The following is a 24,488-nucleotide window of genomic DNA, read 5'->3' as shown; positions in this document are numbered from 1 at the left end:
CCCGGGTGGGCAAGGCCCGGGTGAGCCGACCGGATGGGTGGGCCCGGGTAGGCAAGGCCCGGTAGGCACGCCCGGGTGGGCAAGCCCGGTAGGTGCGCCCGGCTGGGCAGGCCCGGTAGGTAGGCCCTGTAGGCAGGCAGGTTGGTAACCCGCACAGCCCCGCCCACATCGCCCCCTATGTCCGTTTCTGTCAGCGTGGGGGCATGACCGCCCCGATACCCCGGGACATCCCGGACCTCCCAGCGATACCGTCCCCGCCGGCACTGCGGCCCGCCCCCGTGCCGGCCACGGCCGTCGTCACCCCGGTCCGCCGCCCCGCGGCCGCGGCCTTCCGCCTGCTCATCGCCCTCGCGGCGACCGCGGGTGTCACGCTCGAACTGCTCCTCGGCGACCCGTCCCGGGTCCTGAGCTCCTTCGCGATCCAGAGCAACATGCTGCTGGCGCTGGTCATGGCACTCTCTGCCCGCCGCGCATGGACGGCGAGCCGGCCCCTGCCGGGTGCCGTGCTGGGAGCGACGCTGCTCTACGTCGTCATCGCGGCCCTGGTGCACCACCTGCTCCTGGCGAACGCGGCGAGCCCGTTCTCCCTCACGGGCGAGGCCGCCACCCCGACGGGCCGGCAGGCCCTCTCCCACGCGGTGCTGAACACGGTGACCCCGATCATGGCGGCACTGGACTGGCTCCTGCTCACGTCCCCCGGCCGCATGCACCTCCGCCAGGCCAGCACCTGGCTCCTCTACCCCATGGCCTACCTGGCCTTCTGCCTCACCCGGGGCGAGCTGCTCCTCCCGGGCACTCCCGACCGCTACCTGTACCCGTTCCTGGACGTCGGCCAAGACGGCTTCAAGCGCGTTCTCGGCAACGCCCTCCTGCTGGGCCTCTCCTTCTACGCCCTGGCCGTGCTCCTCGTGGGCCTCGACCACGCCCGCCCGAACCCCATCCGCCACCGCGGCAAAACCGGATTTCGTCTCTAGCCACCGGTGGGCTAAAGTAAACGTCGTCGCCGCGACAGCAGCGACATCGGGGTGTAGCGCAGCTTGGCAGCGCGCTTCGTTCGGGACGAAGAGGTCGTGGGTTCAAATCCCGCCACCCCGACGCTGGTCAGAGGCCACATACGGATTTCCGTATGTGGCCTCTGTCGTGCTCGGGGGGCCAAACAGGGGGCCAAACGAATTTGATCAGGCCACCGCGTCGCCGTCGTCTACCGCAGCCTCCCCTTCCTGATCTTCGGCGAAGATGTCGTCCATCGCTTCGGCCCCCTGCGTGATCACGGGCCGGAGCTGCTTCCGGTAGACCGCCTCTGTGGTCGCCTGACTGCTGTGACCGACCAGGAGCGCGATCCGCTCCAGCGGTATGCCGTGGTCGGAGAGCAGGGACACGAAGCTGTGCCGGAGCTCCCGCGGGGTCCACTCAGGCTTCAGTCCGGCCTTCTTCACGATGGCCTTGAAGTCGCGCCGAACGTTGGCCGCGTCGAGCGGCTCGCCGCTCCGGGTGGTGAAGACGCGGCCGGTCGGGCTCCACTCCATCCCTCTTGATGCCCGCTCCTGCTTCTGCCATCGCATGTGCTCTTCTAGGACGTCGACCACCTGCTTCGGCAGGGCGATAGTCCGGCGGCTCTTCCTGGTCTTGGTCTCGCCGTGCTTGCGCACCGAACGCCACACCGCGACATGGGGTGGGATGCCATCCGTCGTCTCCAGGAAAACGTGATCCCAGGTGAGGGGGCGCGCCTCTTCCGTACGCACACCGCTGAGGAGTGAGAGCACGAGGTAGGCGTACAGCCGTGACGGGCGCGCGGCTGTGAGCACGGATTTCGCCTCCTCCAAGTTCAGCGCCTTGCTCGGCCGACCGGGGCGTCCCTCCGGTGCGGTGACGAGTAGGGCGACGTTCCGCGCAGCCTTGTCCCTGCGCTGAGCGTGCGCGATAGAGCGACGCAGAATGGCGAGCAGGTCGCGCAGGCTTCGCGTCGCGAGGAATTCAGCCCTGTCGTCCAACCAGTCGTCGACATCGTCCGCGCTGAGCTCCTTCAGCTTGGCCTTGCCGATGAACGGAATCAGGTGCTTGTTCGCCATCGAGCGGTTCTTTCCGATGGTGCCTTTCTCGTCGCGTCCCTTCAGCCCGCGCTCCAACCAGTCGTTCACTGCGTCGGCCACGGTGTAGTTGGCGGGCGCCTTGACGCCGGTCTGCAGCTCCTTCTTCAGGTCTCGGATTTTCTGGCGTACCTCGGTCTTCGTCTTGCCGTACACCTTGGGCCGACGGCGCTTGCCGTTCGGGGCGTACCCCAGGGAGACGGCACCCACGTAGCTCTTCTTGGCGGGGTCCCAATAGATCGTGTCCGCACCGTGGCCAGCCCTTTGGGCGCGCTTCGGGGTCTCGGTCATGCTGTGCTGTGCCTCCATAGGACAGGGCCGCGCCCTGAAGGACGCGGCCCTGTGGAACTCGGGTAATGGGAGATTCAGGAGGTGGCCTCTGCCTCGCGCTTGAGGAGTTCGACGTACCGCTCGATGTACTCCGGCGGCACGAGACGGCGACGGCCGATGCGGACGGTCTGAAGTCGTCCGAGGCGTATCTCCTCGTAGACCATCGAACGTCCGATCCTGAGAGCCTTGGCCGCCTCTTCGGGGCGGTATAGGAGCTGTTCGGCAGGTTCAGCAACGGTGGCCATGCAGCGGTGCCTCCTCGGCAGGGTTCCGGGGGTGGTAACCCCCTTCCTGTCAGGTCCGCTACTTCCGCTACCTCCGCTACCGCCCTGGTCAGGGGCATGATCGAGGTAGCGAAAGGGGTAGCGGTAGCGGATGGAGCCGCTACCGGCCCCGGGCTCGTGGCCGCGGGGCGGGTAGCGGATGGAGCTTGCGGTAGCGGATGCGGAGCGGCTTGCCGCTACCCGGGAACCGCCTCTGAGCTGCCCGGTAGCGGAGGTAGCGGAAGTAGCGCACTTTCAGCGGGGGGAGGGCAGTAGCGCTGCCACGCGTCGTGCAGATCGCTCGCGTAGTAGCCCTTCATGACGCTCCCGCCCGCCTTGATGTTGCGGGCCGCGATGGGGGTGTTGTCCGCGGTCATGTACTCCCGCAGCATCCGCGACAGCCCGCGGGCATCGAGCGGCTTGCCGCTCATGTCCGCCCACGGCGCCTCTTCGAGGCTGTGGAGCCTGTCGAGGATGGCGACGGTGGGCAGGCGGTCGATTCCGTTGAACACGTAGTCGCGCAGGTCCGTGAGCATTCGGATACCGATGCTGCCCTTGTCGCTGGTCTTGGCTGCGTTGACCAGTTCGATGCAGGCGGCGCGGGCCCGTTCAGGCCACGCGCCGCCCGCTGCGTCCGCGATGGCGAGCAAGGGTTCCCACACGTCCGCGGGTCGGTCGCTGATGCCCTCCGGGAGCTCCGGGAACACCCCGTCGACCAGGTGGCGCACGGACTGCGCCCATTCGGCGAGGCGGTCGCGCAGCGCGTGGCCTTCCTTCTCGTGGATGCGCTGCCGGAAGGGCTCCACTCGCTCGTTCGGTGCGCGGCGACGCATGCGGACGATGATCGAGCGGGTCAGGATCGTGTCCGGCAGCGAGCCGAGTCCGGCGACCGCGACCCCGCAGAACGACGGGAACTCCTGCACCTGCTGGTTGGATCCGTCGCCCACGCAGCGCCACATGACGCCCGAGCGGCGGTGACCTGCGTTGAGGAAACCGCGGAGCTGTTCGTTCTCCCCGGCCTTGGGACCGAAGACGGTATCAATCTCGTCGAACAGGATCGTGGGCCGTCCCTCCATCCCGGACACCGCACGGAAGAGCGCAGAGGCGGAGGCGTTGACCGCCACCATCGGTTGCGGCACAAGGGTTTCCACGATCTCCAGCGCGCGGGACTTGCCCGACCCTGGCTCCGGCGACAGGAACGCGAGCCGCGGGGTGGAGTCGAAGCAGTCGAGCAGGTGCGCGTGCGCATCCCACAGCGTCACGGCGACGTAGGCGGCTTCGAGGGGGAAGATGTTGAAGCGCCGGTGGAAGGCTTCGACCTCGTCGAGCAGTGCGGCGCCATCGGTGGCGGGTGCCGGCGGATTGGTGCTCATGCCGCCTGCCTCCCTTCCTGGTTGGTGCGGAGCGGGCACGTGTCGCGGTGGGCGGTGTGGTCGTCGATCAGGGCGAGCACCTTCGTGTGGCCGACGGCGCTGCGGTCCCTGCCGCAGAAACACTTCGAGGTGGCCGTGGGCACGGCGCCGCGCGGCACGGAGATGTGCAGCCACGCGATCGGGTACCGGCCGTCTGCCTGGTGCGGGTCAGGGCGAAGGGCAGAGGGGACGCCCTTGCGGGCGGCGCCTGTCGGCTCGCCCACGGCCGGACCGGGCGCGGCTTGTGCGGCGGCGCGCGGGCCGGTCGTGGTGGTGGGAAGGCTCTTCAGAGAGGGGCGGGGACGGGTGCTCATGCCGCCCTCCGCTGACCGTTGCGGGCAATCGACCAGTTCAGACCGCTGCGAATGGTCGCCTCACAGGACCGCGGCGAGAGACCGGCCTGCTCCCCCGCCCACTGAAGAGCCTCCTCAACCTGCTCCCTGGGAAGGTCGCCCCACGCGATGAACCGCCCCAGGGCTCGCGCCGCCCGCAACAAGGTGGCGTTGCGCTCGCCCTCCGGGGCCTGCCGCACGGACGCGGTTTCCGCGTTCAAGCCCGCTACGGCATAACGAGAGGCCCGTACGGCCGATGGTGCAGCCGTCAGAACCCGCGAAGCATGACGGGCCGTCAGACGGCCCTGCAGCCAATCCGGCAAAGGCGCGGGCGGCGCGTCGTTGAGGACCGCGTAGGCGCCCGTGGCGGTGAGGCTGCCGGGGGCGACGACGTAGCCACCCCACGCGCGGGTGTCGATGCGCTTGCCGAGACGTCCGGCCGTATTGCCGAGCCGGGCACCGGGCGGTGCGGTGAAGTACAGATGCACTCCGCCGCTCGCGGTCCGCACCGTGCGGGTGGTGGGCACCGCTCGCCCGGCGCGCTCGCAGAGCGCCCTGAAGGTCGTCACGCCGTTAGGCGTGTCTGCACTGCTCTTGCGCTTGGGCATGTCGAGGTCGACGACGACCAGCCCGGACGGGCCGGTCGCGATGCCGACGTTGAACGGCAGGTCGCCCCACGCGCGGCGGATGCGGTCGGGGTCGATGCTGGCGCGTTCTTCCCACTTGCGGTGACCGCCCGCGCAGTCTCCGATGCCGGGGCAGACGTCCTCACCGTGCAGGGCCGGACGCTTGTTCCCGGGGCGTAGGGGGAGGACGGCCCATCCCTGCTCCGCCGCATCGAGGGCGGCGAAGAGAAGGTGACGGTTCATGCCGCCACCCCCGGCGCGCTCGATGGGGTGGCATGGGCTGGACGGCCCTCGCCGAATGACGCTCGTTGGGTCATGCTGGACGTCTCCTGCTCTCTTGGAGGGACTGGAGAACCGGGGCGGGCGCAGGCTTGTGGTGAGACGGCGCCCGCCTCGGGCGTAGCTAGTCGTGGAAGTGGTTGCGCTTGAAGACGGCCTTACGGATGTTGACCGTGGTCACGCTGCGGTGGCCGCTCGCACTGAACACCTGCACGGCCACCCAGCCGCCGAAGATGGCGGCGGCGAGGGTGATGAGCTGGGTGATGAGCGCGGTCAGTGCGGTGATGAACGCGGTCAGCAGGAACAGTCCGCCGCAGACGGCGCCGAACCCGATGCCTCCGAGGGCGATGTTCACCGCCGTGCGTGAGACGGGCGGCTTCGCCGTGGGGAGTTCGGGCTTGGCGGGTTCGAGAGCGTAGCCGGTGACGACCCTGCCGTCCGGCAGGACGATGCTCGCCACGGCCGGGATGGTGTTCGGCTGGACCGGCGCGGACGGCATCGGGGCGAGCGGGGTGGGCAGGTGGACTTCCACGGTCGCCTCACGACGGCCGGGTACGAGGTTGGCGGGCTCGTTCATGGGAGGGCCTCCTGTTCAGCCGAGGTCGTTGAGGGCGTCGGCGCAGGCCTCCACGAGGTTGTGGATGGGCTCGTAGGCGCCGGTCCCGGCGGCGAAGAAGCCGAAGAGGAACAGAACGATGGCCGAGCCCCCTCCGGCGGACTTGGTCTTGACGGCGAAAGCGGACGCGGCGCCGAAGAGCAGCACGGCGGAGATGTTGAGGATCATCAGGAGCCTTCCGGTCAGGAGGTGGGAGTGCCTGCGCGGTAGATGCGGGCCCAGCGGTTGTAGAGCCAGCGGCCGATGCGTATGCGCTTGCCGGTGGCCTTGCAGCGGCGGCAGTCCTTGCCGCGCTTCATGCGGCCCTTGCGGTCGGTCTTCATGGCGAAGCCCCAGCCGTTGCACCTGCGGCAGTTGCCGAACGGCGAGGCAGCACACACCGCGACGTAGCAGAGCGTTACGCCGAGGATCAGGGTGATAGCGAGCAGGACAGGGGTCATGGCGGGCCCTTCCAGGCGAGTTTCAGGGGTTTCCGCAGGTGGGCCGCTATCCGCTAGCGGCCTGCTCAGAACGGGTTTGGGGCGCTAGCGGGGCCGCTAACGTTAGCGGGGTGTGCCGCTAGCGCTAGCGGCCCCGGACGCTCAGCCCGCGTCCCGGTTTCCGTCACGCTCCGCAATTGCGGCGGTGATGTGCGAGCGGTCGATGCCGCGCCGGTTGACGACCTTGCCGTTGATGCGGCGGCCGACCTGCACCGTGGAGATGCCGTGTGGCTTCAGGGCCGTGGCGAGCGCGTCAGGGGCCCACCCGTCGTAGACCTCCGAGCGCAGCTCGGCGAGGCGGGCCACCATGGTCTCGGACCACACCTTGGGCTCGTCGGCCGGGATGACGGCGAGAATGTCGGCGAGGAGGTCATACGCGTTGGCCTCGTCCGTCTCCGGCTCTTCCCCGAGTGCGTGGCCGGTGAGCAGGCCCAGCTTTTCGCGCAACTTGCGGGCCCGGTCGGCGATGGCTTCCGCAGTCGGGGCGTCGACGTAGGTGGAGCAGACGATGCGGGCGTCGGCGCCTTCACCGAGGAAGTAGTGCACGCCCTTCTCGGCCCAGTTGAACATCGTGGCGCGCACGCCTCGCTTGTAGGAGGAGGTGCCCAGCACCATGTCGTTCTCGGTCTGCCCCATGACCTTCAGGCAGAACCGCGCGGAGGCGTTCGCGCTGATGGCGGTGGGGATGCTGTCCTTGTCCGGTCGCTGCGTGGCCAGCAGCAGCACGATCCCGGTGGCAGGGCCGCGCTTGACCAGGTCGGTGCAGATCTCCTCCAGTTCCTTGCCGTACTTGTCGTGCTCGAACCACACCTGGCACTCATCCACCCCGACCACGATCGGGTGCAACCCCAGCGACTTCCTGTCCGCCAGAGCGGACGTCACCTTGGACTCGGGGCACAGGTCCCGCGGCAGGGAGCGGATCATCTTCGCCCGGCGGCGCAGTTCCTCGCGCAGGGCGCGCATGTCCTTGACCGCGTACTCAATGTCCTCGTCCTCGTCACCGGCGCGGTGGCGGTGGGCGATGCGCTCGCCGACCGGGTCCAGGTCGCCGGTGCCCTTCAGGTCGTAGGAGTGGACCTCGGCGCGGGGATCCAAGGCGGCGATGAGCAGCAGCAGGCGCAGCAGGAACGTCTTGCCCATGCGCGGGATGGCACCGATGATCCCCGCGATGTACATGAGGGTGATCTCAACCCAGCGTCCGCGCTGGTCGGTGCCGTAGGCGACCGGCTTGAACAGGTCCACCGAACCGGACTTGGCCAGCGGCCATGCGGGCTTCTTGGCCTTGGTGAGGTCCTGGTCGCCGACCCAGAGCACCAGGCGCCCGGTGTGCTCTTCGGCCACCGCCTCCGGCCACACACAGCTCAGTGGCCGGCGCAGACCGGAAGCGAGCCGCTCGCGCCGCTCGATGATGTCCGTGACCGTCACGCCGAACGGCAGGTTGCCCTCCGCACGCCAACCGGGCCCGTCGCGGGTGATGGGGGCGGTGAACTCGAATCCGTCCCGGCCCTTGGCCTGCGCCTGGTTGATAGCCGGGATGCCCAGCGAGCCGAGCGCACGCAGCACGATGTCACTGGTGAGCTTGACCGCCTTGGGCAGCTCCACCGCCCGGTGGATGACCGGGGCATCTGCGCGGCGCCCGGCATAGCCGAGAGCCATCACGATCGCGCTCACCGACACCGCCTGAAGCCAACCGGGGGCGAGCACGTACATGGCGAGCGCAGCGCCGAGCCCGACGAACATGGCGAGCACGGTCACCAGGGTGCGCAGTCGGACGCGTCCGTCGCGCTGCCGCGACAGCTTCAGGTACTCGGCTGCGTCCTCGCGGCGGACCGCAGCGAGTCGGACCGGCTCCCCCTCGCGGTCCGCCACCCACCGCATCGTGCCGCCCACGAACCGGGCGGCACCGGTCGGTGCTTGCAGGGTGAGCCGTGCAGCATAGACCGGGGCACGCAGCGCGTGATACCCGGCGGTGTGCGCATAGTGGCGGGCCACCCACGCCGTAGCGGTCCGCAGCTCTGCCACCGAACGCAGCCACACCGGAACGACCGCACGGCGCTGCGCCCCGAGCAGCCGACCGAGGTACCCCGGACCGGTAGCCCTCGGAGTCGGCTGGTCGACCATTACGCGGTCGGTCGGGTCGCCCGACTCGCTGTCCGACCCCTCGGGGCGGGAGTCGGGCGACCGGTCGGAGTCGGGTCGGGTTGCCGGGTCGGCCCACTCGGCACGGGCCGTCCGTGCCTTGTCGAGGTCGACGACCTCACCCCCAGAGTCGGCGCTCATCTCCGCTTCGAGTCGGTTGAACAGTTCGTTCTCGTCGTCGGGGTGCTTCACTGAGATTCCCTTCCAATGGGAGGAAGGCGCGGCCGGTCCGTCGCTGTAGGAGGTGGGCGGACCGGCCCTGCCGGATGGTTGGGGCGAAGTTCAAGCGGCGCGCTGTTCCTCGGGGTAGGCGCAGGGCACGCACATCCCGAGCGAGCCGGGGATGACGTATCCGGCCTCCGTCCGGCACACCGGGCAGGTACGGCGGGCGCGCATTGCCTTGGCGAGCGCAGCCCGCTTGCCCGGCGTCATCGGCCGGACCGGCTTGGCGCGGTCGACGCGGTAGAGGTAAGCGACCAGCGGGCCGCGCCGGTAGCGCGGGCGCAGCACCTGAGCCGCGATCGGCTGCCCGCCCGGACGTAAGCCACGGGCGCGCAGTTGGCGGCGCGTGGCGAGCCCGTCGGGGGCGTAGCGCCAGGGGTAGGTGGGGATGCCGTACTGGCTACCGGAAGGGTCGTAGCACTTGCCGAATGCCGGGGGCATCAAGCGGCCTCAGCCGCAGGTGCCTCGCCTTCCGGGACGTCCACGGCGTGCATCACGCGGCCGTCCGCGCGCTCGCCCTTCAGGGTGTCGCGCAGCTTGCGGGCGTTGTCCTGCGAGACGTGCAGCGTGGTGCGCAGACGGTCCGCGGTCAGCTCAGCCTCGGTCCACTCCGCGGTGACCGTGCGCGCCTCGGTCAGCGCGTCCTCGAAGGGCCGCGGAGCCTTGCCCTTGCGTTTGGCGGAGGGCCGACGGCGCGGGCGCGGCTTGGGCTCGGCCGGTTGTGCCGGCGGATTCTCCACCGGTGACGGGGTGGCCGTCTCCTGCTCGGTGGTGGGGGCCAGGTCGCCCATGCGCAGCATCACGCGCTCGCGCCGCGGGGTCTTCGAGCGCCACTTGCGGCCGTAGCGCTCGCGCAGGTCCGCGCGGGCCAACTGCCGTTCCTTCTCGCGCGCCAGTGCCTCCGTGTAGGAGGTGACCTCCCACAGCGTCATACGGCGCCACAGTGCGAAGGTGGAAGGGAAGGCGAGCAGCCAACGGGAGAAGCGGATCTTCTCCATGCGGCGGCCGGTGGCCGCGCCGATTCGCACGGCGTAGATGTGCGCTCCGATCTCGGAGAACACCACCCACAGCAGCGGCATCGTGCCGTGTGCAACCTTCGCCCACAGCCCGTGTCCGGCGGCGACGTTCAGCCCGCAGGTGACCAGAGTGAGCACCCAGGGCACGAACCGCACCCACGCCAGCGCCATATCCATCCGGATCAACAGCAGGTTGGCGACGGTGAACACCGGGATGGCCACGTCGATACCGACCGGCAGCATCCACGGCTCGCCGAAGCCCCAGCGAGCCGCGGCAGCCGACACGGCGTCGAACGAGGAGATAAGACCGAGCGCGCCGACTCCGGCCGCGGCGAGCGCGCCGACTCCAGCGAGCCCCATCTCCGGGCGCGTCAACGGCGGTACTCCCGGACGCTCACTGCTCTGCACGGTGGTCACGCCGCACCCCCAACCGCGATCGAAACCGCGAGGATGAGCAGCGCACCGCCCGCGCATGTCAGGTCGACGGCGCGCTTCAGGCCGGTGAACTTAGCGACGGCAATCCGGGACAGACCCGCGATGTCCGCGCTGAGGTCCTGGGACAGGGCAGCGGTGATCTCCTCGGCAGTGAGCGTCGCCCACAGCGGGAAACCGTGCCTGCCCCCTAGGTTCGGGCGCACCGACCGGAGAAGCAGACCAGCCGCCGCGACCAGCACAGCCATACCGAGCCCGCCCACCACATAGGCGGGCAGGTTCATCGGCAGGTCACGGGCGACCGTCCACGCGCCCGCCAGCACAGCGCCGACGAACGCCAGCAGAAGGCCGGACTTGGTGTCGGTCCGCGTGATCTCAGCCTTCACCTCCGAGTGCGCGGCCATCAGGCTCCGCTCCGAGGCGCTCATGCCGCCACCCCCTTGCGCGCCGTGCGGCGGCGGTTCGGGCGGGCCAGCGGGACGACGTCGAACATGTCCGGGTGCTCCTCGATGACCTCCGCAGCCATGCGAATCAGGTCGTCGGGAAGGTCCGGATCGTCGGCGAGAATGTCGCGCGCCGCGTCCAGGCGGGCGGCGCGCTCTTCGTCCGTCTCGCCCTCGACCCCGAGCCACAGCTCAACCGGGGTGCCGAGGGCCAATTCCACGAACTCATCGGTAGAAAGGGCCTGGTGGTGGCCGATGTAGGTACGCATTCAGGGCTCCTGATTGGAGGGACAGGGAGCCGGAGCGGTGCAGGCGTGTTGGTGAGACGGCGACCACTCCGGAGAACCCGAGCCGCAGATTGCGGCAGGGGATAGCGCCCCGGCAGGAGTCGAACCCGCCTACGACCATCAGGGCAGCACTGGAGCGAGCGGAGCCGACGACAGAAACGCCAGGTCGTGCCCGCTCGCGAGATCAGGTGCGCGGGTCTTTCTCCGCGCGGACCGCCTTCTTGTCGCTGAGGACAGGCGGTAGATCCTCGGTCCACTGTTCAGTTCTCAAGGTGCAATCAACGCGGGGCCCGCGGCGCGCGGCAGAAGCCGCCTTCCGGCTACCGCAAGCGGCAGCCATACGGGCAATTCCGAGCCATTCGTGCAGGTCAAGCAGTCGCCACCCGAGGTTTCCGGGCGGCCACTTGCTGACTAGCTTGCACTAGTCTGCTGTGGTGCACAACCCCTGTGAGGTGATGCGCTCTAGTTCGCTGTGGTGGGTAGGCTCAGAGCATGACTGCCACAGGAGGGCCGAAGCCGAAAGCGGTGCAGGTCGCGGACGCACTTCGCGACGACATCAAGAAGATGAAGCCGGGAGACAAGCTCCCGTCACAGCGCGAGTTGATCGACCGCTTCGGATTTGCGAGCCAGACCATCCAGAACGGCTTGGCTGCGCTCCGGGCGGAAGGATTGATCGTGTCGGCCGGGAACCTCGGCAACTTCGTCAGCGACGGAGCTTCCCCCAGCAGCGACCTGCGCGACGACATCAAGGAAATCCGCTCCCAGATTCAGACGTTGACTGAACGGGTCGCAGCGCTTGAAGAGCGCTCCGCCCCGGGTGGTGCGTGATCTGCAACCAGCATGCGGGGAACGGGAGTTGTGAGGTAAGTGACAGCCAGGGGACGACGAAGCGTAGGTGGGGACATGTCCAGTGACACCCCCATGTCACCTTCCCTGTCCCCCGGGCTCGCGGGTGAGACTCGGAGTAGGCACTCGAAGGAGGGCACATGACCGACGACAGGCCCGCGTGGGCGCGGCGCATCGCTGCCGAACGAGCGGCTCGTGACTGGTCGCAGCGTGACGCAGTCAAGGCGCTGCGGGCGCACGCTCCCACGGAGCTGCCTGCGGAAGAGAGCATGATTCGCCAGTGGAAGCGCTGGGAGTCAGGCCAGATGCCGAACGACTTCTACCAACCGATCATCGCGGCCCTCTTCGGCACCGTGACGCATGCGCTCTTCCCTGCGCCGGCACGGCGGGACGGAGGCAAGGAGATCCTTGCAGCATCCGGGATGGAGACGCTGGAGATCGTGAGTCGTCTCAATCGGTCTGACGTCGACAACGCCACGCTTGATGCCCTGCGGATCACGGCAGACCGGCTCGCCTCGGAGTACCCGTTCATGCCGAGCGAGCAGCTTCTCATCGAGGGGCGCCAGTGGTTGCGCCGTGTCGTCGAACTCCACACGAAGAGCCTCACGCTCGCGCAGCACCGCGAAGTGCTTGCACTCTCTGGTTGGCTCGCCCTTCTGGTCGGCTGTGTCGAGTACGACACAGGTGACCGCCACGCTGCCGAGTCGACGCGTCAGGCCGCACTTTCGCTCGCGACCGAGGCTGACCACGCGGAGGTCGCCGGGTGGGCGCACGAGATGCGGGCATGGTTCGCACTCACGACTGGCGACTATCGCGGCGTCATCGCAGCGGCGCAGGCCGGGGCAGAAAGGGCGCAGCACCACGGCGTAGCCGTACAGCTTGCAGGCCAGGAAGCCAAGGCGTGGGCTCGAATCGGGGACCGCCGGCAAGTGGAGGTGGCCTTGGACAAGGGGCGGCGGTTGCTCGAAGGGATGCCGTACCCCGAGAACCTGGACAACCACTTCGTTGTTGACCCAGCCAAGTTCGACTTCTACGCGATGGACTGCTACCGCCTGGTCGGCGAAGACAAGCTTGCACGCACGCTCGCCGAAGAGGTGTTGAGGTCGGGAACTGACTTCGACGGCACCGAGCGTTCACCGATGCGCAACGCTGAAGCGCGCGTCACGCTCGGAGTCACGGCGGCGCGTGAGGGCGACTTGGAGCAGGCACTCATCATGGGTGAGCGGGCCCTCGAAGGGGACCGTAAGTCGGTGCCTTCACTGATCATGACCAGCCGCGAGCTTGCAGCCGAGATGCGCCACCGGTACAGCTCCGAGCCGGGGGCACAGGACTACCTCGCCCGGCTCCACTCGCTGGCTGAGCAGAAGCCCGGATTCATGCCACGATGAGGGACTTAAGATCAGCTTCGCGTATGCATGCGGTTGCGGCCGGTAGCGGTAGCGGCCTCCAGATGCGTTATGTAGGCGACGAACCTAGCGTTGAAGCATGGGAGACGCGCTTTCAACGCTCGTGGGCACCTTCCACGAGATACTCGAAGAGCAATTCAAGAGGCATCCGAAGCTCTTTGCCGTAGATGACGAGGCTGCTGAGGACTTTGCAAGGGATGCTGCTGACTGGGCTATCAGCAATTGTCGTTGGCATCTCGCCCTGGGAGAGACCGTCAGCCTGGAACACCTCGCACGGGAACTTGGGGAAGCACCCAAGGACCTGGAGGACCAGGTTGCCCGCGGAAAGCTCGTTGCCCTACAGGGAAGGTTCGAGACGTTCGTACCTCTGTGGCAGATAGAAGGGCTAGGCGACAAGCCGCGAATGCGAGAAAATGCAATGGCTGTAGTCGCTACCTTCCATGAGATCCTAGGAAAGTTCTATCGACCTGAGCATGTTATCTCTTGGGCCGCCACAAAGCAGGCGGAGATAGGGCAGCAGAGGCCGCGGGATGTCATGGAAGACGAGAGCTTGAGAGATGGCCTAATTCAGGCCGCGACAGTTGCCGCTCGGAGCCTAGCATGACGACAACGGAACCGCACAGGGATAGTTGGGCTACGACGAAGCAGGTCGGCCATGGCGAACATTTCTTTCGCCTACATCGGAAGTTCGACGATCACGGAAATCCGCTCGACCCTGTATGGTTCTGTCGTTGCGGGGAATGCCGATTCGACCTCATGGGCCACGATGAGGCAGGGACGTATTACGTAGCAGAGAGTCCGCTAGTCGCCTACATGGAAGTGTTCCTGCGATACGACGAGGAAGCCGTACTGGAGAGCGAATTGCGAATGCGCAAGCTTGCGGAGGTGTCTCTGAGAAGTGACCTTCAAGTTCTGAATATGGCGTCACGCCGCAATAAGGGACGCCGAAAAATCACCTCAGCCATCTGGAATGAGCCTGGCCCCGATTATCCTCTCAGCCAAGGATTCGCGCTCGAAATTTTCAACGAGCACCTTGAGGGGATTTGGTACATCTCATTCAAAGATCCCGCAAAGAAGGCCCTCAACTTGGCGATATTTTCCGAGAGACACGGACCTGACGCGAGTAAAATGCTCAAAGTGCATGAGGATGACGAAGTTCCTGTAAGCCTTGCATATGAGGCAGCCGATGAATTCGAGATCCCATTCTCGCGGGACCCTAGAGGAACTTACCCACGGCGGAAACCGTAACGAGTCGATCGCGAAATTCGGCCAGTGCATCTGATCGAATCGCGGCAATCTCTTTCGTACGCGAGGTCAGTAAGGAACGTAAACAGATCATCGCCAGATCAGGAGGACCGTTCGTCACGACTTCCGCCCAAGCCGTGATGCTGACTGTCGTACTCAACGGCCTTGTCGTGGCCGTCCTGACGTGGAACAGATGCGGTCTTCAAGTAAAGCGCTTCGGCATGAACACCCCCAGCCTGAAAGGCAAGGGTGGCCAAATGTCCATACGAACAGCGGTATCCGACCGGACTGCTGCTAGTGAGCCATCTTAGCGAGCCTCAAAAATTCTCGTTTACCAACGCCTCCGTACGTGATCTTTGACGCAGCTCCTGCCGGATGCCCGAGGCCACCCTCTCAGCCGCTTCACCCATGAACGCGGTCGGCGGGTTAACTCGAAATCTATGGGCTGGCAGTGGAATTCCACGCTCCTGCATGGCAGCATACGCGCGCACCTTCCCGTCATCATGACGGATAGGATTCTGAATCTTGGTAATCAGCTTGAACCGCGACAGCATAAGGTGCGACTCGTAGACGTCCCGGCTGATTCCATAGTCCTGCGATCTGCCATTACCGGCACAAAAGATCCCCGATTCCCAATGCGTGCTGGAATTGCGGCGCTGCAGATGAAGAAGTGCCAGATACAAGTGCACCTCAGACGGAGTCAAGCAGTAAATCCATCCTTTCGTAAAGAAGGACACAGGAAGCCCGACCGATCCCTTTGATCCATTGGAAATGGTGTACTCGTACGCGCCACCCCGGGCAAGGACTCCCGCCTCGTGCAGCGGGGTGACGATCGAAGGCTTTCCAGCGGACGCGTCCGACACCCGGACCAGATTCTCTTGATGTAAACGCTGGAAGGCAGATTTTATCTGCCTTATCTTGTTTTGCCGGGCAGTGGTGCGAGATTTCCCATGTGAATTATCCTTCGCCTGGGACACAACAATTTTATCCCAGGAAACATCCTCGGGATCTTCCGGAAAAAGAGGAATGCTCGACGGTCCAGCAATACCCGTCCTCTTGCGGCATTGGGCTTCAAAGAGCAGCAGTAGGTAGATTTGAGAATTTACTCCACGGGGCGCCAAGATGCTACTGATGGACGGCCTGCGACCCTTTTTTGCATAGAAGAACTCGTCTCGGATCCTGACCGTGGATGGTCTGGTGCCGTTCTGTTGGATGGCCTGCAACTCGGCAGTTGCCACCGCCACCTGTTGAGCCATCTCCTCAAGCCTGGCAAGTCGGCTGCTCAGACGTGCCGTAGCCCTGGCCATTACTCTCCTCGCTGTTAGACCCTTTGGCCCGCATGCTCACCTAGGCGTTGACCTGCAGTTCCTCTAGTAGTCGACGGTTGTCCGGCGTTCATGCGGGCCAAAGGGTGGTGGTCGCACATACGACCCTTTGGCCCGCACGCTCCAGAGCGCTGCGAGCTGCGAAGACGCGTCTCCGAATTGCAAGCCCCGGCGTTCATACGGGCCAAAGGGTACTGCGGTGTGGCCGCCCACGGGGCCAGAAGTGCTGGAAAGTAACGAGCGGCCCCCGTCGCACCGGGAGGCCGCTCAACACCACAGTCACGAGGCATGAAAGAGGTGTGTCCATTGAATGTACGCCCGAAGGGCATCCGAGCCCAGTATCGGTCCAGTGCCTTGGCGGTAAGCCTGATCATTGGCGCAGGGTGCGGTTCGGCCGGTCTGGTCTGGGCCGTGCCGGCCATCGCAGTCCCGCTCGCGACTGCTTCGGCAGTAGTTGGTGCCGCTTGGCCGGTGGCCACCTGGCTCCAGAGGAAGTATCCCAGCAGTGGTGAGGTGCGAGACGAGTGAGCGGCTGACGATGTCTTAGCAGATGTCGCAACGACGGGACCTCGCTTGCGACGAATCGTTGACCTGCACGCAACCACAAGCGACCGAGGCAGGCACCTACGTGCCCCGCAGGCGGCCCTCGCATGCTCAGACACAGCCTGAAAGGCGACAGCCGGGGGGCCAAACAGGGGTCCAAACGAGGCAGCTGCAGCCAGACAGTCCCGGACTGTAGTGGACAATGTCGAGGCCGAAACGCGCAGGTCAGTCCCACAGCAGCATGGCGGGACAGTGCCCGATCGCGTTCGGGACGAAGAGGTCGTGGGTTCAAATCCCGCCACCCCGACGCTGATCAGAGGGCCAATCGCATGATCGCGATTGGCCCTCTGTCGTATTTGGGGGGCCAAACGATGTTGATCGTGCCGCGCGTCCCGCCTAGATCTTCTACAGACGGACCAACGTCGCCACACTGCCTCCGATGCAGCCCGTAGCGGCATTCTCCAAAAGATCACTGCTGGGGCGTCACACGGGCCGGCGGCGGTCCCACCATCAGAGCCTCCAGCCGTAGATCGTGATCTTCACGCGATGTGGCGGAGCCAGTCCTCCACGCGCTCGCCCACCTCGCCGACCGTGGTGACGTCGCCGTGCCCCGGGCACACCACCGTCTCTGGGGGCAGGGTGACGAGGCGCTCGCGGATCGACTGGATCATCGCCTGGGCATCGGAGTCCTCCGGCCCGATGGTCCCAGGGCCGCGGGAGAACAGCATGTCCCCGGTGAAGACGCGGCGCAGCGCCGGATCGTACAGGCTTACGGATCCCGGCGTATGTCCCGGAGTGTGACGTACCGTCAGGGCGGTTCCGGCGACGTCGATCACCCGGCCGTCGACGAGTTCCTCGTCGGGGACACGGCTGGGAAAGCTGCGGCGCCACAGCTCCAGGTCGTCCGGGTGCAGCAAGATCGGAGCGCCGGTGCGGTCCGACAGAGCCACCGCCGCGTCGACGTGTCCGCTGTGTGCGTGGGTGCACGCGATCGCCACCACGCGGCGGTCGCCGAGCGCCGTGGCGATGACGTCCGGCTCGTGTGCGGCGTCGACCACCACCGCCTGCTCGTCGTCACCGATGATCCACACGTTGTTCTCCATCGGCGTGGTGTCGGCGTCCGGCTCGGCCACGACTCCCGTCGTCACCACGCACTCGACCCGCGCGGTCACGACATCACCGCCGGGAGCGCTCGGCCGCGGGCAGTCACCCGCGCCCTGGGGTCCTTCGCCTGCTGTTCCATGGAACAGCCCCTTTCCGGATGCGGCCCTCTACTCCAGTGGACCCCGCCGGGCATGCGGCAGCAACCGGCAGGTCTTCCCCTATCGGGGCGTATGCGCTGACCTGCAGGAACTCATGGCCCGTCGGCGACGACGCGGGATCGTTGCGGAGACCCTCACACGCGCCGCCTTTGAGGTACTCGCCGACCGGATCAGCGGGGGAGAGACCCAGGAGCTCGCGGAGCCGCTGAAGAGTTGGCTGCGCACGGACGAGGAGATCGCGAAGGGCTACGGGGCCCACTCGTTCGTCCGGCGTGTGGCGGACCGTGCGAACGTGCCCCGCGAGCTCGCGGAGGCGGGGATCCACGCGGTATTGGCGACCCTGAGGGAAGCGGTCGGCGAGCAGGAGTTCCGCGACGCGACCGCCCAGCTGCCCCGGGAGTACGACACCCTGCTGTCACACCCGCGGGCCCGGCCGGCGCCGGGTAACGACCTTTTTCTTCGTCAGCCGCGCCGTTGCCGCGATCGGTTGTCAGCGACTGTCGACACTGGCTCACCTCGGACGGACCGGAGTCGGCCTTGCGGGCCGTGGTCCCCAGTGAGGCCGGCCGCCGACATGGACCGTGGACGTGGACACCTGGAACGAGGCAACGGGCTTGACCCCTCGTCGTCGATCCCTCGTCGTCGATCCCCAGCACGGTCTCCGCGGCCGGTCACGGACTACACGGACTTCTCCCACCTGGAGCGAGCCGACCAGGTAGTGGCCGCCATGCCCGGAGGGGGCTGGCGTGCCGCTTGGTCAGGAGTGAAGCAGCCCGCACCGGGTGCGCCTCTGACTGCGTGACAAGCCGACGGACAACGGCGACCCAAGTTGTGGAGATCGTCCGGGACCGGCCGTGGGGATCGTCCCGGTCCGGTCGCGTCGGGGATGCCGCTGTGCTGTTCTGGAAGCAGCCGCAGGAGGCGACGCCTATGCATCGCAGCTGGGCTGCTGGGTTCGTACCCTCTCGGTCGGCCGCCCCGACCGGAGTGGGCGGGAAGCTTCTGTCCACGCGGGATCTCGCGGCCGGCTGGATTCTCGTCGTTCTGATCGCGGTCCCCGCCTGGGCGCTGACCATCGGGCAGGCGCGGGACATGGGGGTCGAACCCGGCACCATGGGGATGGCACTGCCCCTGTTCCTGCTGCTCTGGGTGACCATGATGGCGGCCATGATGCTGCCGTCCATGGCGCCGGTGGCCATCACCTGGGTGCGAGGTATCGGGCGGCAGTCCTCCGGCTGGACCCGGGCCGCCCGCACCGTCGAGTTCGTGGGTGGATATCTGCTGGTGTGGACGGCCTTCGGACTGCTCGCCTACGGGGCCCTGGCCCTCACCGGCGACCTGGTGGACGACCATCCGACCGCCGGACGCTGGATCGGCTCGATCGCCTTCCTGCTCGCGGGCCTGTACCAACTCGGACCTCTCAAGCACGTCTGCCTGCGGCACTGCCGTGACCCGCTGGGGCATCTGGTGCGCTACGCCGGCTTCCGGCGACCGGCCCGCGACCTGCGGGTGGGCGTCCACCACGGCGCCTACTGCGTCGGCTGCTGCGCCGGGCTGATGGTCGTCCTCGTACCCCTCGGCGTGATGAACGTGGCGGCGATGGCCGGACTGGCCTTGGTGATCTTCGCGGAGAAGCTGTGGTCCCGTGGCCTGCTCCTCTCCGGCGTCGTGGGGGTCGCCTTTCTCGTCCTGGCCGTGCTCGCGCCGTTTCAGGACTGGCTGCTGCCGGGGCTGCAGGGCTCGATGCCGTCCATGGGCGGCATGTGATCCGGTGTCTCGCCACGCTCGGATCATCATCGAGGTGCCCGGGGCACGATTGCCGACGTGGATCGGTTTCCCGCCCGGGACGTGAGGTGCAAGCTGGAAGGGAGGCCACCCTCCCGTTCCCGGGAGCGGGCTCGGGAATCGCGGTCTCGCCACTCCGAGTGAGCTCTTTCGGGCTCGGCAGGAGGGAAGCGAGATGACAGAGCAGGCAACCACCGTTACGCGCTGGCATCTGGCCGGCGACTGGTTCGACGTGTGCAAGTGCGCCATCCCCTGTCCCTGCACCTTCGCGCAGCCCCCGACCTACGGCGACTGCGAAGGCGTACTGGTCTGGCACATCCGGGAAGGCACCTTCGGTGACGTACGGCTCGACGGTCTCAACGTCCTGATGCTCGGCTCCTTCGAGGGCAATCCGTGGGCTGGCACGCATACGGAGCCGTACGCCGCGGTCTTCCTCGACGAACGCGCCGACGACGAGCAGCGGGCTGCGCTCGGAGCCGTCTTCGGCGGTGAGGCAGGGGGATGGCCGGCCCAGTTCGGGGAGATGTTCCACCCCGAGATGCGTGGCATGGACATCGCCCCCATCGTCGTGGAGATCGACGAGGCCCTCGCCACCTGGCGAGCCGAGATCCCGGGCCGTGTCACGGCGAACGCCGAGGCTCTCACCGGCCCGACCACGCCGGACGGCGCTCGCGTCCAGGTGCACAACGCCCCTGGCGCCGAGGTGGGGCCCGGCCAGGTCGCCACGTGGGGCCGAGCCACCGTCGACCGCGCCGACGCCTTCGGCTTCTCCTGGGAACGCTCCGGCAAGTCGAGCAAGCACTTCTCGTTCGACTGGAGCGGACCTGACTGAGGAGGCGGCCGGTCTGGGCTCCGGGCTCTCGGCCGGTCTGGGCTCCGGCTCTCGGCTGCGGGCTGCGGGCTGCGGGCTGCGGGCTGCGGGCTGCGACGGCAGCGCTACGACAGCAGCCCGGTCAGCGTTCCCGCCAGCGTGAGGGTCAGGAAGGCCGCTCCCCACGTCATCGCCTGGCGTATGCGGCGGTGCTTGATGTGGGTGGTGCGGGTCAGGAGTTGGGGTGGGGTGTCGGTCGTCGGGGTCGGCTGGGGCTTGGTCGCCAGGCTCAGGAGGACCAGGGACGGGGCGCAGGCCGCGCAGCCCGTCCAGAGGAGGAGTTGGGGGATCGCGGCGTACTGGGTGGGGGTGATGACGCCGGCGGTGATCGCGGTGAGGAGGGCGGCCAGGGTCGCGCCCAGGGTGGCCAGGGTCAGGTTGGCCCGGTGGTCGGCTTTCGCCAATTCCGCGCGGGCCGCCTCGGGCGGGAGCGGCCGGTCGAGTTCCGCGGTGTGGCCGCCTCGGAGTGTGATCATGGGTGCCCCTCGCTGATCAGCGGTTCCTTGCGAGTACCCCAACGGGGCCGTGGGGTAACGCAGTTCAGCTGTTCCACGTCTCGTCGTAGGGGTCGTGCGGAGTGGGGACCGGCTTCGCGGTCGTCACCTCCAGGTACGGGATCGGGCCGTCGTTGACCGGGTCCTTCGTGCGGCGGGGCGTGTAGGTGCCGGTGATCTCCAGCCACGTGTCCGGGCGTAGGACCGGAGGGACGTTGCCGGTCAGGGCGATCTTGACCGGCTGGGCGTCCGCCGCGCAGCAGTTGAGGCCCATGCGGACCAGGTAGGGGTCGCCCTTGCGGTCCAGGGTGACGAAGCCGGTGATCTTCAGCTCGCGGTCGCGCAGGGCACGGCCGTCGTCGTAGATCGCGCGGCCGGCGTAGTCGGCCACGGCGAGGCGGAGGGGGGCGTCGCCGGTGGGGAGGGCCGGGAAGCCGAAGGGTTTGGTCAGGGCCGTGCCGGTGTGGGCCGCGCTGTAGGAGCCCAGGGCCGGCGGGGCGACCAGGATCAGGGCGAGGACCGGGAGCGCGAGGAGCCAGGAGACGCGGGGTTCTCGGTGGTGGTCGTGGGTGGGTGTGCCGCGGTCGCCGGCGGTGGAGGCGCCTCGGCGGTCGTACCAGAGGGTTGCCGCCGCCGTGACGATCAGGACCGCGCCCGCCAGGAGGACCAGGGGGCGCAGGCCCTCCTTGACGTAGCGCAGGTAGAGGTCGGTCGTGCCGGCGTGCAGGAGGGTCGCGCCGAGCAGGAAGAGGAGGGCCGTCTGGGCCAGGCGGTTCACAGCAGGACCATTCCGGTCAGGGCCGATACGACGACGGCCAGGGCGAAGGTCGCGGGGGCGAAGCGCAGGGCGAAGGCGCGGCCGAAGGTGCCCGCCTGCATCGCGAAGAGCTTCAGGTCGATCATCGGGCCGACGACCAGGAACGTCAGACGGGCCGTCAAGGAGAACTGGGTCAGGGACGCCGCCACGAAGGCGTCCGCCTCCGAGCAGATGGAGAGCAGGACGGCCAGGGCCGCGAGGAACAGGACGGACAGCACGGGATGGCCGGCCGCGACGCCCAGCCAGTCCGCCGGGACCACCGCCTTCAGGGTCGCCGCGGCCATCGCGCCGATCACCAGGAACCCGCCCGCGTGCGTCACGTCGTGACGGACCGAGCCCCAGAAGGCCGCGCCCTTGCCCTGTCCCTCGTACGACGCGCGGGCCGGGGGCCGCAGCCAGTCCGTGCGGCCGAGGCGGTGCCAGAGCCAGCCCATCGAGCAGGCCACGAGCAGACTCGCGACGAAGCGGGCCAGGACCATCTCCGGGTTGCCGGGGAACGCCACGGCCGTCGCCGTCAGCACGATGGGGTTGATGGCGGGCGCCGAGAGGAGGAAGGCCAGGGCCGCCGCCGGTGTGACGCCTCGGCGGACCAGGGCGCCGGCCACCGGCACCGACGCGCACTCGCAGCCGGGCAGTACCGCGCCCGCCGCGCCCGCGACCGGGACCGCCAGCGCCGGGTGCTTCGGCAGGGCCCGGGCGAAGAACGACGGCGGCACGAACACCGCGATCGCCGCCGACAGCAGCACACCGAGCACCAGGAACGGCAGTGCCTGGACCATGACCGCGACGAACACCGTCATCCAGCTCTGCATCACCGGTGCGGCCAGGGCCCCGCGGATCGGGTCCTGGAACATCACCGCCGTCAGCAGCAAAAGGGTCAGGAGGAGGGGGGAGTTGAGGTGCCGGGCCTCCTCTTGACTGTGGCCGTCCGGCGCGGCGTCCGCAAGCTCGGCATCCGGGCTGCCGGCGTCCTCGCGCTCGGCTTGCCCAGGATCGGCGCCGTCCTGCGGGGCGGTCTTCGTCATGGCCACGGGCCCGGTACCTCCGGTGGTGCGCGAGGGCATTGCCCCATTCCTCCCCTTGCGTACGGACGGCGACGGCCGGGTGTTCACGCCCCACCGTGCCCTTCTGGAACCGGCCGTCCCGGTGAGGCAGTCTTCTCCTCGTGGGGAGCGTTCCGAACCAAGGCCAGCCGAGTGATCCGGCCACGCACATGATCGTGTGCGGTGACGACGGGCTCGCGCACCGGCTGGCCGCCGAACTCCGAGGTGTCTACGCCGAGCAGGTCACGCTCGTCGTGCCGCCCTCCGGGAGACGGGTGCGCCAGCCCGTGGTCGGACGGGCCCGGGCCGCCTCGGCGGCACTGCTCGACCGGGTCGTGAACGCGGCCGTCAACCGGACCGGCACGAGCGGTGAACCGGCCCCGACCGAGCAGGTCGTGGAGGCTCCGGAGATCACCGAGGCCGTCCTCACGGAGGTGGGCGCCGACCGGGCGGCGGCCCTGGCGCTCGTCTACGACGACGACGAGACCAACATCCGGGCCGCCCTCACCGCCCGCCGGCTCAACCCCCGCGTCCGCCTCGTACTCCGGCTCTACAACCGGCGGTTGGGGCAGCACATCGAGGAACTGCTGGACCAGACCGCGGCCGTGGCCTCCGGAGACGGGCAGGGGGCGGGTCTCGACGCGTCGACGACGGTGCTGTCCGACGCCGACACGGCCGCGCCCGCGCTGGCCGCCACCGCCCTGGTGGGCACCAGCAAGGTCGTCCAGACGGAAGGGCTCGTGCTGCGCGCGGTGGAACGGCAGCCGCCTCGGCCGGGCGAGGTGGCCGACCCGGGGCTGTGCACCCTGGCGCTGCTGTCCGCGACGAGCAACGACCCGGCCGGTGCGGACGGTTCCGAGGGCAGCGGAGAGCACGGGCCGCACCTGCTGCCGGACGAGGCGGCGGTGGCGGCGGCGACCGGGCGCGGGACCGTCGTCCTGGAGCAGGTGTCGTACTCCGGGCCGTCCCTGCCCGCCGGGCGGGGTGGTGTGCCGCCGTTCGCCTCGCTGTTCTCGCGGCGGCTGCGGTGGTCCCTGGCCGGGCTGGTGGCCTGTGTGCTGGCGCTCGCCGTGGGGTTGATGATCGTGACGGGCGAGAATCCGCTGTACGCCACGTACGTGACGCTGCTCGATCTCTTCGGCATCAACGATCCCGCCTTCCACGAGTCGACCGCCCGTCAGGTGCTGCAACTGCTGTCCGGGCTGGTGGGGTTGCTGCTGCTGCCGGTGCTGCTGGCCGCGGTGCTGGAGGCACTCGGCACGTTCCGCAGCGCGTCCGCGCTGCGGAAGCCGCCGCGCGGGCTCGGCGGTCATGTGGTGCTGCTGGGGCTCGGCAAGATCGGGACGCGGGTGCTGACGCGGCTGCGGGAACTGCACATCCCGGTCGTCTGCGTGGAGTCCGATCCGGACGCGCGCGGGATGGCCACGGCGCGGCGGCTGCGGGTGCCGGTGGTGCTCGGGGACGTCACCCAGGAAGGGGTCCTGGAAGCCGCGAAGATCCACCGCGCGCATGCGCTGCTGGCCCTGACCAGCGCGGACACGACGAATCTGGAGGCCTCGCTGTACGCCCGGTCCGTGCGGCCCGATCTGCGGGTCGTGCTGCGGCTGTACGACGACGACTTCGCGACGGCCGTGTACCGCACGCTGCGGGCCGCGCACCCGTTCGCCCTGACGCGCAGCCGGAGTGTGTCGCATCTGGCCGCGCCCGCGTTCGCCGGGGCGATGATGGGGCGGCAGATCCTGGGAGCGATCCCGGTGGAGCGGCGCTGCTGGGGCTCGGCAAGATCGGGACGCGGGTGCTGACGCGGCTGCGGGAACTGCACATCCCGGTCGTCTGCGTGGAGTCCGATCCGGACGCGCGCGGGATGGCCACGGCGCGGCGGCTGCGG

The 24,488-nt window shown here is 68.2% G+C and carries 27 protein-coding genes and 1 tRNA gene; 10 read left to right on the top strand and 18 right to left on the bottom strand.

The features are described 5' to 3' along the window. Positions 1-203 precede the first annotated feature (203 nt). On the top strand, positions 204-974 hold the full coding sequence (locus K4G64_RS27685; RefSeq protein WP_221758711.1) for a Pr6Pr family membrane protein: 771 nt from the start codon (positions 204-206) through the stop codon (positions 972-974). 47 nt (positions 975-1,021) lie between these two features. Then, positions 1,022-1,095 (top strand) — tRNA-Pro (locus K4G64_RS27680). Positions 1,096-1,178: 83 nt separating this feature from the next. Here the strand turns inward: K4G64_RS27680 and xerC are convergent. From xerC to K4G64_RS27615, 13 genes are all read right to left on the bottom strand, one after another. Next, complete coding sequence (xerC, locus tag K4G64_RS27675) at positions 1,179-2,378, bottom strand: tyrosine recombinase XerC (RefSeq protein ID WP_221758710.1); 1,200 nt, start codon at positions 2,376-2,378, stop codon at positions 1,179-1,181. A 74-nt stretch (positions 2,379-2,452) separates the two neighbouring features. Further along, positions 2,453-2,662: a helix-turn-helix domain-containing protein gene (locus K4G64_RS27670; RefSeq protein WP_221758709.1), complete on the bottom strand. Its 210-nt coding sequence runs from the start codon at positions 2,660-2,662 to the stop codon at positions 2,453-2,455. A 215-nt stretch (positions 2,663-2,877) separates the two neighbouring features. Continuing rightward, a complete protein-coding gene (locus K4G64_RS27665) occupies positions 2,878-4,053 on the bottom strand; it encodes a DUF3631 domain-containing protein (RefSeq protein WP_221758708.1) in 1,176 nt (391 codons plus the stop codon). Then, a complete protein-coding gene (locus K4G64_RS40535) occupies positions 4,050-4,406 on the bottom strand; it encodes a hypothetical protein (RefSeq protein WP_260461069.1) in 357 nt (118 codons plus the stop codon). The genes K4G64_RS27665 and K4G64_RS40535 overlap by 4 nt, the downstream gene beginning before the upstream one ends. Continuing rightward, a complete protein-coding gene (locus K4G64_RS27655; protein WP_221758707.1) occupies positions 4,403-5,293 on the bottom strand; it encodes a bifunctional DNA primase/polymerase in 891 nt (296 codons plus the stop codon). The genes K4G64_RS40535 and K4G64_RS27655 overlap by 4 nt, the downstream gene beginning before the upstream one ends. Positions 5,294-5,453: 160 nt before the next feature. Then, positions 5,454-5,906 carry a hypothetical protein gene (locus tag K4G64_RS27650; protein ID WP_221758706.1) on the bottom strand — a complete coding sequence of 151 codons (453 nt, stop codon included), beginning with the start codon at positions 5,904-5,906 and terminating at the stop codon, positions 5,454-5,456. A 15-nt stretch (positions 5,907-5,921) separates the two neighbouring features. Next, positions 5,922-6,113: a hypothetical protein gene (locus K4G64_RS27645; protein WP_221758705.1), complete on the bottom strand. Its 192-nt coding sequence runs from the start codon at positions 6,111-6,113 to the stop codon at positions 5,922-5,924. Positions 6,114-6,127: 14 nt separating this feature from the next. Beyond that, positions 6,128-6,385 (bottom strand): hypothetical protein, encoded by a 258-nt coding sequence (locus K4G64_RS27640; RefSeq protein WP_221758704.1) that lies wholly within the window; start codon positions 6,383-6,385, stop codon positions 6,128-6,130. Between the two features lie 141 nt (positions 6,386-6,526). Then, a complete protein-coding gene (locus tag K4G64_RS27635) occupies positions 6,527-8,755 on the bottom strand; it encodes a cell division protein FtsK (protein ID WP_221758703.1) in 2,229 nt (742 codons plus the stop codon). Between the two features lie 90 nt (positions 8,756-8,845). Next, positions 8,846-9,226, bottom strand: coding sequence for an RRQRL motif-containing zinc-binding protein (locus tag K4G64_RS27630; protein WP_221758702.1), 381 nt, complete (start codon positions 9,224-9,226; stop codon positions 8,846-8,848). Then, the gene (locus K4G64_RS27625) at positions 9,226-10,161 is read right to left on the bottom strand and encodes a DUF2637 domain-containing protein (protein ID WP_221758713.1); all 936 of its coding nucleotides are present in this window, start codon (positions 10,159-10,161) and stop codon (positions 9,226-9,228) included. The genes K4G64_RS27630 and K4G64_RS27625 overlap by 1 nt, the downstream gene beginning before the upstream one ends. A gap of 53 nt (positions 10,162-10,214) precedes the next feature. Next, positions 10,215-10,661, bottom strand: a complete 447-nt coding sequence (locus tag K4G64_RS27620; RefSeq protein WP_221758701.1) for a Pycsar system effector family protein — start codon at positions 10,659-10,661, stop codon at positions 10,215-10,217. Further along, positions 10,658-10,945, bottom strand: coding sequence for a hypothetical protein (locus tag K4G64_RS27615; protein WP_221758700.1), 288 nt, complete (start codon positions 10,943-10,945; stop codon positions 10,658-10,660). The genes K4G64_RS27620 and K4G64_RS27615 overlap by 4 nt, the downstream gene beginning before the upstream one ends. 510 nt (positions 10,946-11,455) lie before the next feature. Here K4G64_RS27615 and K4G64_RS27610 point away from each other — a divergent pair. The 4 genes from K4G64_RS27610 (at position 11,456) to K4G64_RS27595 (ending at position 14,463) form a co-directional block, all read left to right on the top strand. Then, positions 11,456-11,791 carry a winged helix-turn-helix domain-containing protein gene (locus K4G64_RS27610; RefSeq protein ID WP_260461068.1) on the top strand — a complete coding sequence of 112 codons (336 nt, stop codon included), beginning with the start codon at positions 11,456-11,458 and terminating at the stop codon, positions 11,789-11,791. Positions 11,792-11,949: 158 nt separating this feature from the next. Then, the gene (locus K4G64_RS27605; RefSeq protein ID WP_221758699.1) at positions 11,950-13,197 is read left to right on the top strand and encodes an XRE family transcriptional regulator; all 1,248 of its coding nucleotides are present in this window, start codon (positions 11,950-11,952) and stop codon (positions 13,195-13,197) included. A gap of 97 nt (positions 13,198-13,294) precedes the next feature. Beyond that, positions 13,295-13,819 carry a hypothetical protein gene (locus K4G64_RS27600; protein ID WP_221758698.1) on the top strand — a complete coding sequence of 175 codons (525 nt, stop codon included), beginning with the start codon at positions 13,295-13,297 and terminating at the stop codon, positions 13,817-13,819. Next, positions 13,816-14,463, top strand: a complete 648-nt coding sequence (locus tag K4G64_RS27595) for an RES family NAD+ phosphorylase (protein ID WP_221758697.1) — start codon at positions 13,816-13,818, stop codon at positions 14,461-14,463. Before K4G64_RS27600 ends, K4G64_RS27595 begins: the two co-directional genes overlap by 4 nt. Positions 14,464-14,777: 314 nt before the next feature. Here the strand turns inward: K4G64_RS27595 and K4G64_RS27590 are convergent, their stop codons facing one another. After that, positions 14,778-15,716 (bottom strand): hypothetical protein, encoded by a 939-nt coding sequence (locus K4G64_RS27590; protein ID WP_221758696.1) that lies wholly within the window; start codon positions 15,714-15,716, stop codon positions 14,778-14,780. Positions 15,717-16,867: 1,151 nt separating this feature from the next. Beyond that, a complete protein-coding gene (locus tag K4G64_RS27585) occupies positions 16,868-17,500 on the bottom strand; it encodes an MBL fold metallo-hydrolase (RefSeq protein WP_221758695.1) in 633 nt (210 codons plus the stop codon). Here K4G64_RS27585 and K4G64_RS41525 point away from each other — a divergent pair. The 3 genes from K4G64_RS41525 to K4G64_RS27570 all read left to right on the top strand — a co-directional run bounded on the left by K4G64_RS41525 (position 17,409) and on the right by K4G64_RS27570 (position 20,207). Beyond that, positions 17,409-18,392: a DUF2267 domain-containing protein gene (locus K4G64_RS41525; protein WP_374206453.1), complete on the top strand. Its 984-nt coding sequence runs from the start codon at positions 17,409-17,411 to the stop codon at positions 18,390-18,392. The genes K4G64_RS27585 and K4G64_RS41525 overlap by 92 nt on opposite strands. A 128-nt stretch (positions 18,393-18,520) precedes the next feature. Next, positions 18,521-19,357 (top strand): DUF2182 domain-containing protein, encoded by an 837-nt coding sequence (locus tag K4G64_RS27575; RefSeq protein ID WP_221758693.1) that lies wholly within the window; start codon positions 18,521-18,523, stop codon positions 19,355-19,357. 193 nt (positions 19,358-19,550) lie between these two features. After that, positions 19,551-20,207, top strand: a complete 657-nt coding sequence (locus K4G64_RS27570; RefSeq protein ID WP_221758692.1) for a DUF1326 domain-containing protein — start codon at positions 19,551-19,553, stop codon at positions 20,205-20,207. Between the two features lie 104 nt (positions 20,208-20,311). Here the strand turns inward: K4G64_RS27570 and K4G64_RS27565 are convergent, their stop codons facing one another. From K4G64_RS27565 to K4G64_RS27555, 3 genes are all read right to left on the bottom strand, one after another. Further along, on the bottom strand, positions 20,312-20,722 hold the full coding sequence (locus tag K4G64_RS27565; RefSeq protein WP_221758691.1) for a hypothetical protein: 411 nt from the start codon (positions 20,720-20,722) through the stop codon (positions 20,312-20,314). 64 nt (positions 20,723-20,786) lie between these two features. Continuing rightward, on the bottom strand, positions 20,787-21,518 hold the full coding sequence (locus K4G64_RS27560) for a TIGR03943 family protein (RefSeq protein ID WP_221758690.1): 732 nt from the start codon (positions 21,516-21,518) through the stop codon (positions 20,787-20,789). Next, on the bottom strand, positions 21,515-22,588 hold the full coding sequence (locus tag K4G64_RS27555) for a permease (protein ID WP_308122508.1): 1,074 nt from the start codon (positions 22,586-22,588) through the stop codon (positions 21,515-21,517). Before K4G64_RS27555 ends, K4G64_RS27560 begins: the two co-directional genes overlap by 4 nt. Positions 22,589-22,770: 182 nt before the next feature. Between K4G64_RS27555 and K4G64_RS27550 the strand changes: the two genes are divergently transcribed. Next, entirely contained in the window at positions 22,771-24,402 is a 1,632-nt protein-coding gene (locus tag K4G64_RS27550) for an NAD-binding protein (protein WP_260461070.1), read from the top strand. The last annotated feature ends 86 nt before the right edge of the window (positions 24,403-24,488 follow it).

The sequence above is a fragment of the Streptomyces sp. WAC04114 genome, assembly GCF_019733245.1.
GTDB lineage: Bacteria > Actinomycetota > Actinomycetes > Streptomycetales > Streptomycetaceae > Streptomyces > Streptomyces massasporeus_A.
The sequence above is the reverse complement of the archived record's forward strand: the minus strand, read 5'-3'. Positions and strand labels throughout refer to the sequence as shown.

Coding starts and splice junctions, on each gene's coding strand:
- K4G64_RS27650 (WP_221758706.1), bottom strand. CDS start 5,906: ATGAACGAGCCCGCCAACCTCGTACCCGGCCGTCGTGAGGCGACCGTG.
- K4G64_RS27550 (WP_260461070.1), top strand. CDS start 22,771: ATGATCGTGTGCGGTGACGACGGGCTCGCGCACCGGCTGGCCGCCGAA.
- K4G64_RS27645 (WP_221758705.1), bottom strand. CDS start 6,113: ATGATCCTCAACATCTCCGCCGTGCTGCTCTTCGGCGCCGCGTCCGCT.
- K4G64_RS27640 (WP_221758704.1), bottom strand. CDS start 6,385: ATGACCCCTGTCCTGCTCGCTATCACCCTGATCCTCGGCGTAACGCTC.
- K4G64_RS27620 (WP_221758701.1), bottom strand. CDS start 10,661: ATGAGCGCCTCGGAGCGGAGCCTGATGGCCGCGCACTCGGAGGTGAAG.
- K4G64_RS40535 (WP_260461069.1), bottom strand. CDS start 4,406: ATGAGCACCCGTCCCCGCCCCTCTCTGAAGAGCCTTCCCACCACCACG.
- K4G64_RS27595 (WP_221758697.1), top strand. CDS start 13,816: ATGACGACAACGGAACCGCACAGGGATAGTTGGGCTACGACGAAGCAG.
- K4G64_RS27575 (WP_221758693.1), top strand. CDS start 18,521: ATGCATCGCAGCTGGGCTGCTGGGTTCGTACCCTCTCGGTCGGCCGCC.
- K4G64_RS27630 (WP_221758702.1), bottom strand. CDS start 9,226: ATGCCCCCGGCATTCGGCAAGTGCTACGACCCTTCCGGTAGCCAGTAC.
- K4G64_RS27590 (WP_221758696.1), bottom strand. CDS start 15,716: ATGGCTCAACAGGTGGCGGTGGCAACTGCCGAGTTGCAGGCCATCCAA.
- K4G64_RS41525 (WP_374206453.1), top strand. CDS start 17,409: ATGATCCACACGTTGTTCTCCATCGGCGTGGTGTCGGCGTCCGGCTCG.
- K4G64_RS27625 (WP_221758713.1), bottom strand. CDS start 10,161: ATGGGGCTCGCTGGAGTCGGCGCGCTCGCCGCGGCCGGAGTCGGCGCG.
- K4G64_RS27665 (WP_221758708.1), bottom strand. CDS start 4,053: ATGAGCACCAATCCGCCGGCACCCGCCACCGATGGCGCCGCACTGCTC.
- xerC (WP_221758710.1), bottom strand. CDS start 2,378: ATGACCGAGACCCCGAAGCGCGCCCAAAGGGCTGGCCACGGTGCGGAC.
- K4G64_RS27565 (WP_221758691.1), bottom strand. CDS start 20,722: ATGATCACACTCCGAGGCGGCCACACCGCGGAACTCGACCGGCCGCTC.
- K4G64_RS27570 (WP_221758692.1), top strand. CDS start 19,551: ATGACAGAGCAGGCAACCACCGTTACGCGCTGGCATCTGGCCGGCGAC.
- K4G64_RS27600 (WP_221758698.1), top strand. CDS start 13,295: ATGGGAGACGCGCTTTCAACGCTCGTGGGCACCTTCCACGAGATACTC.
- K4G64_RS27685 (WP_221758711.1), top strand. CDS start 204: ATGACCGCCCCGATACCCCGGGACATCCCGGACCTCCCAGCGATACCG.
- K4G64_RS27610 (WP_260461068.1), top strand. CDS start 11,456: ATGACTGCCACAGGAGGGCCGAAGCCGAAAGCGGTGCAGGTCGCGGAC.
- K4G64_RS27615 (WP_221758700.1), bottom strand. CDS start 10,945: ATGCGTACCTACATCGGCCACCACCAGGCCCTTTCTACCGATGAGTTC.
- K4G64_RS27605 (WP_221758699.1), top strand. CDS start 11,950: ATGACCGACGACAGGCCCGCGTGGGCGCGGCGCATCGCTGCCGAACGA.
- K4G64_RS27670 (WP_221758709.1), bottom strand. CDS start 2,662: ATGGCCACCGTTGCTGAACCTGCCGAACAGCTCCTATACCGCCCCGAA.
- K4G64_RS27655 (WP_221758707.1), bottom strand. CDS start 5,293: ATGAACCGTCACCTTCTCTTCGCCGCCCTCGATGCGGCGGAGCAGGGA.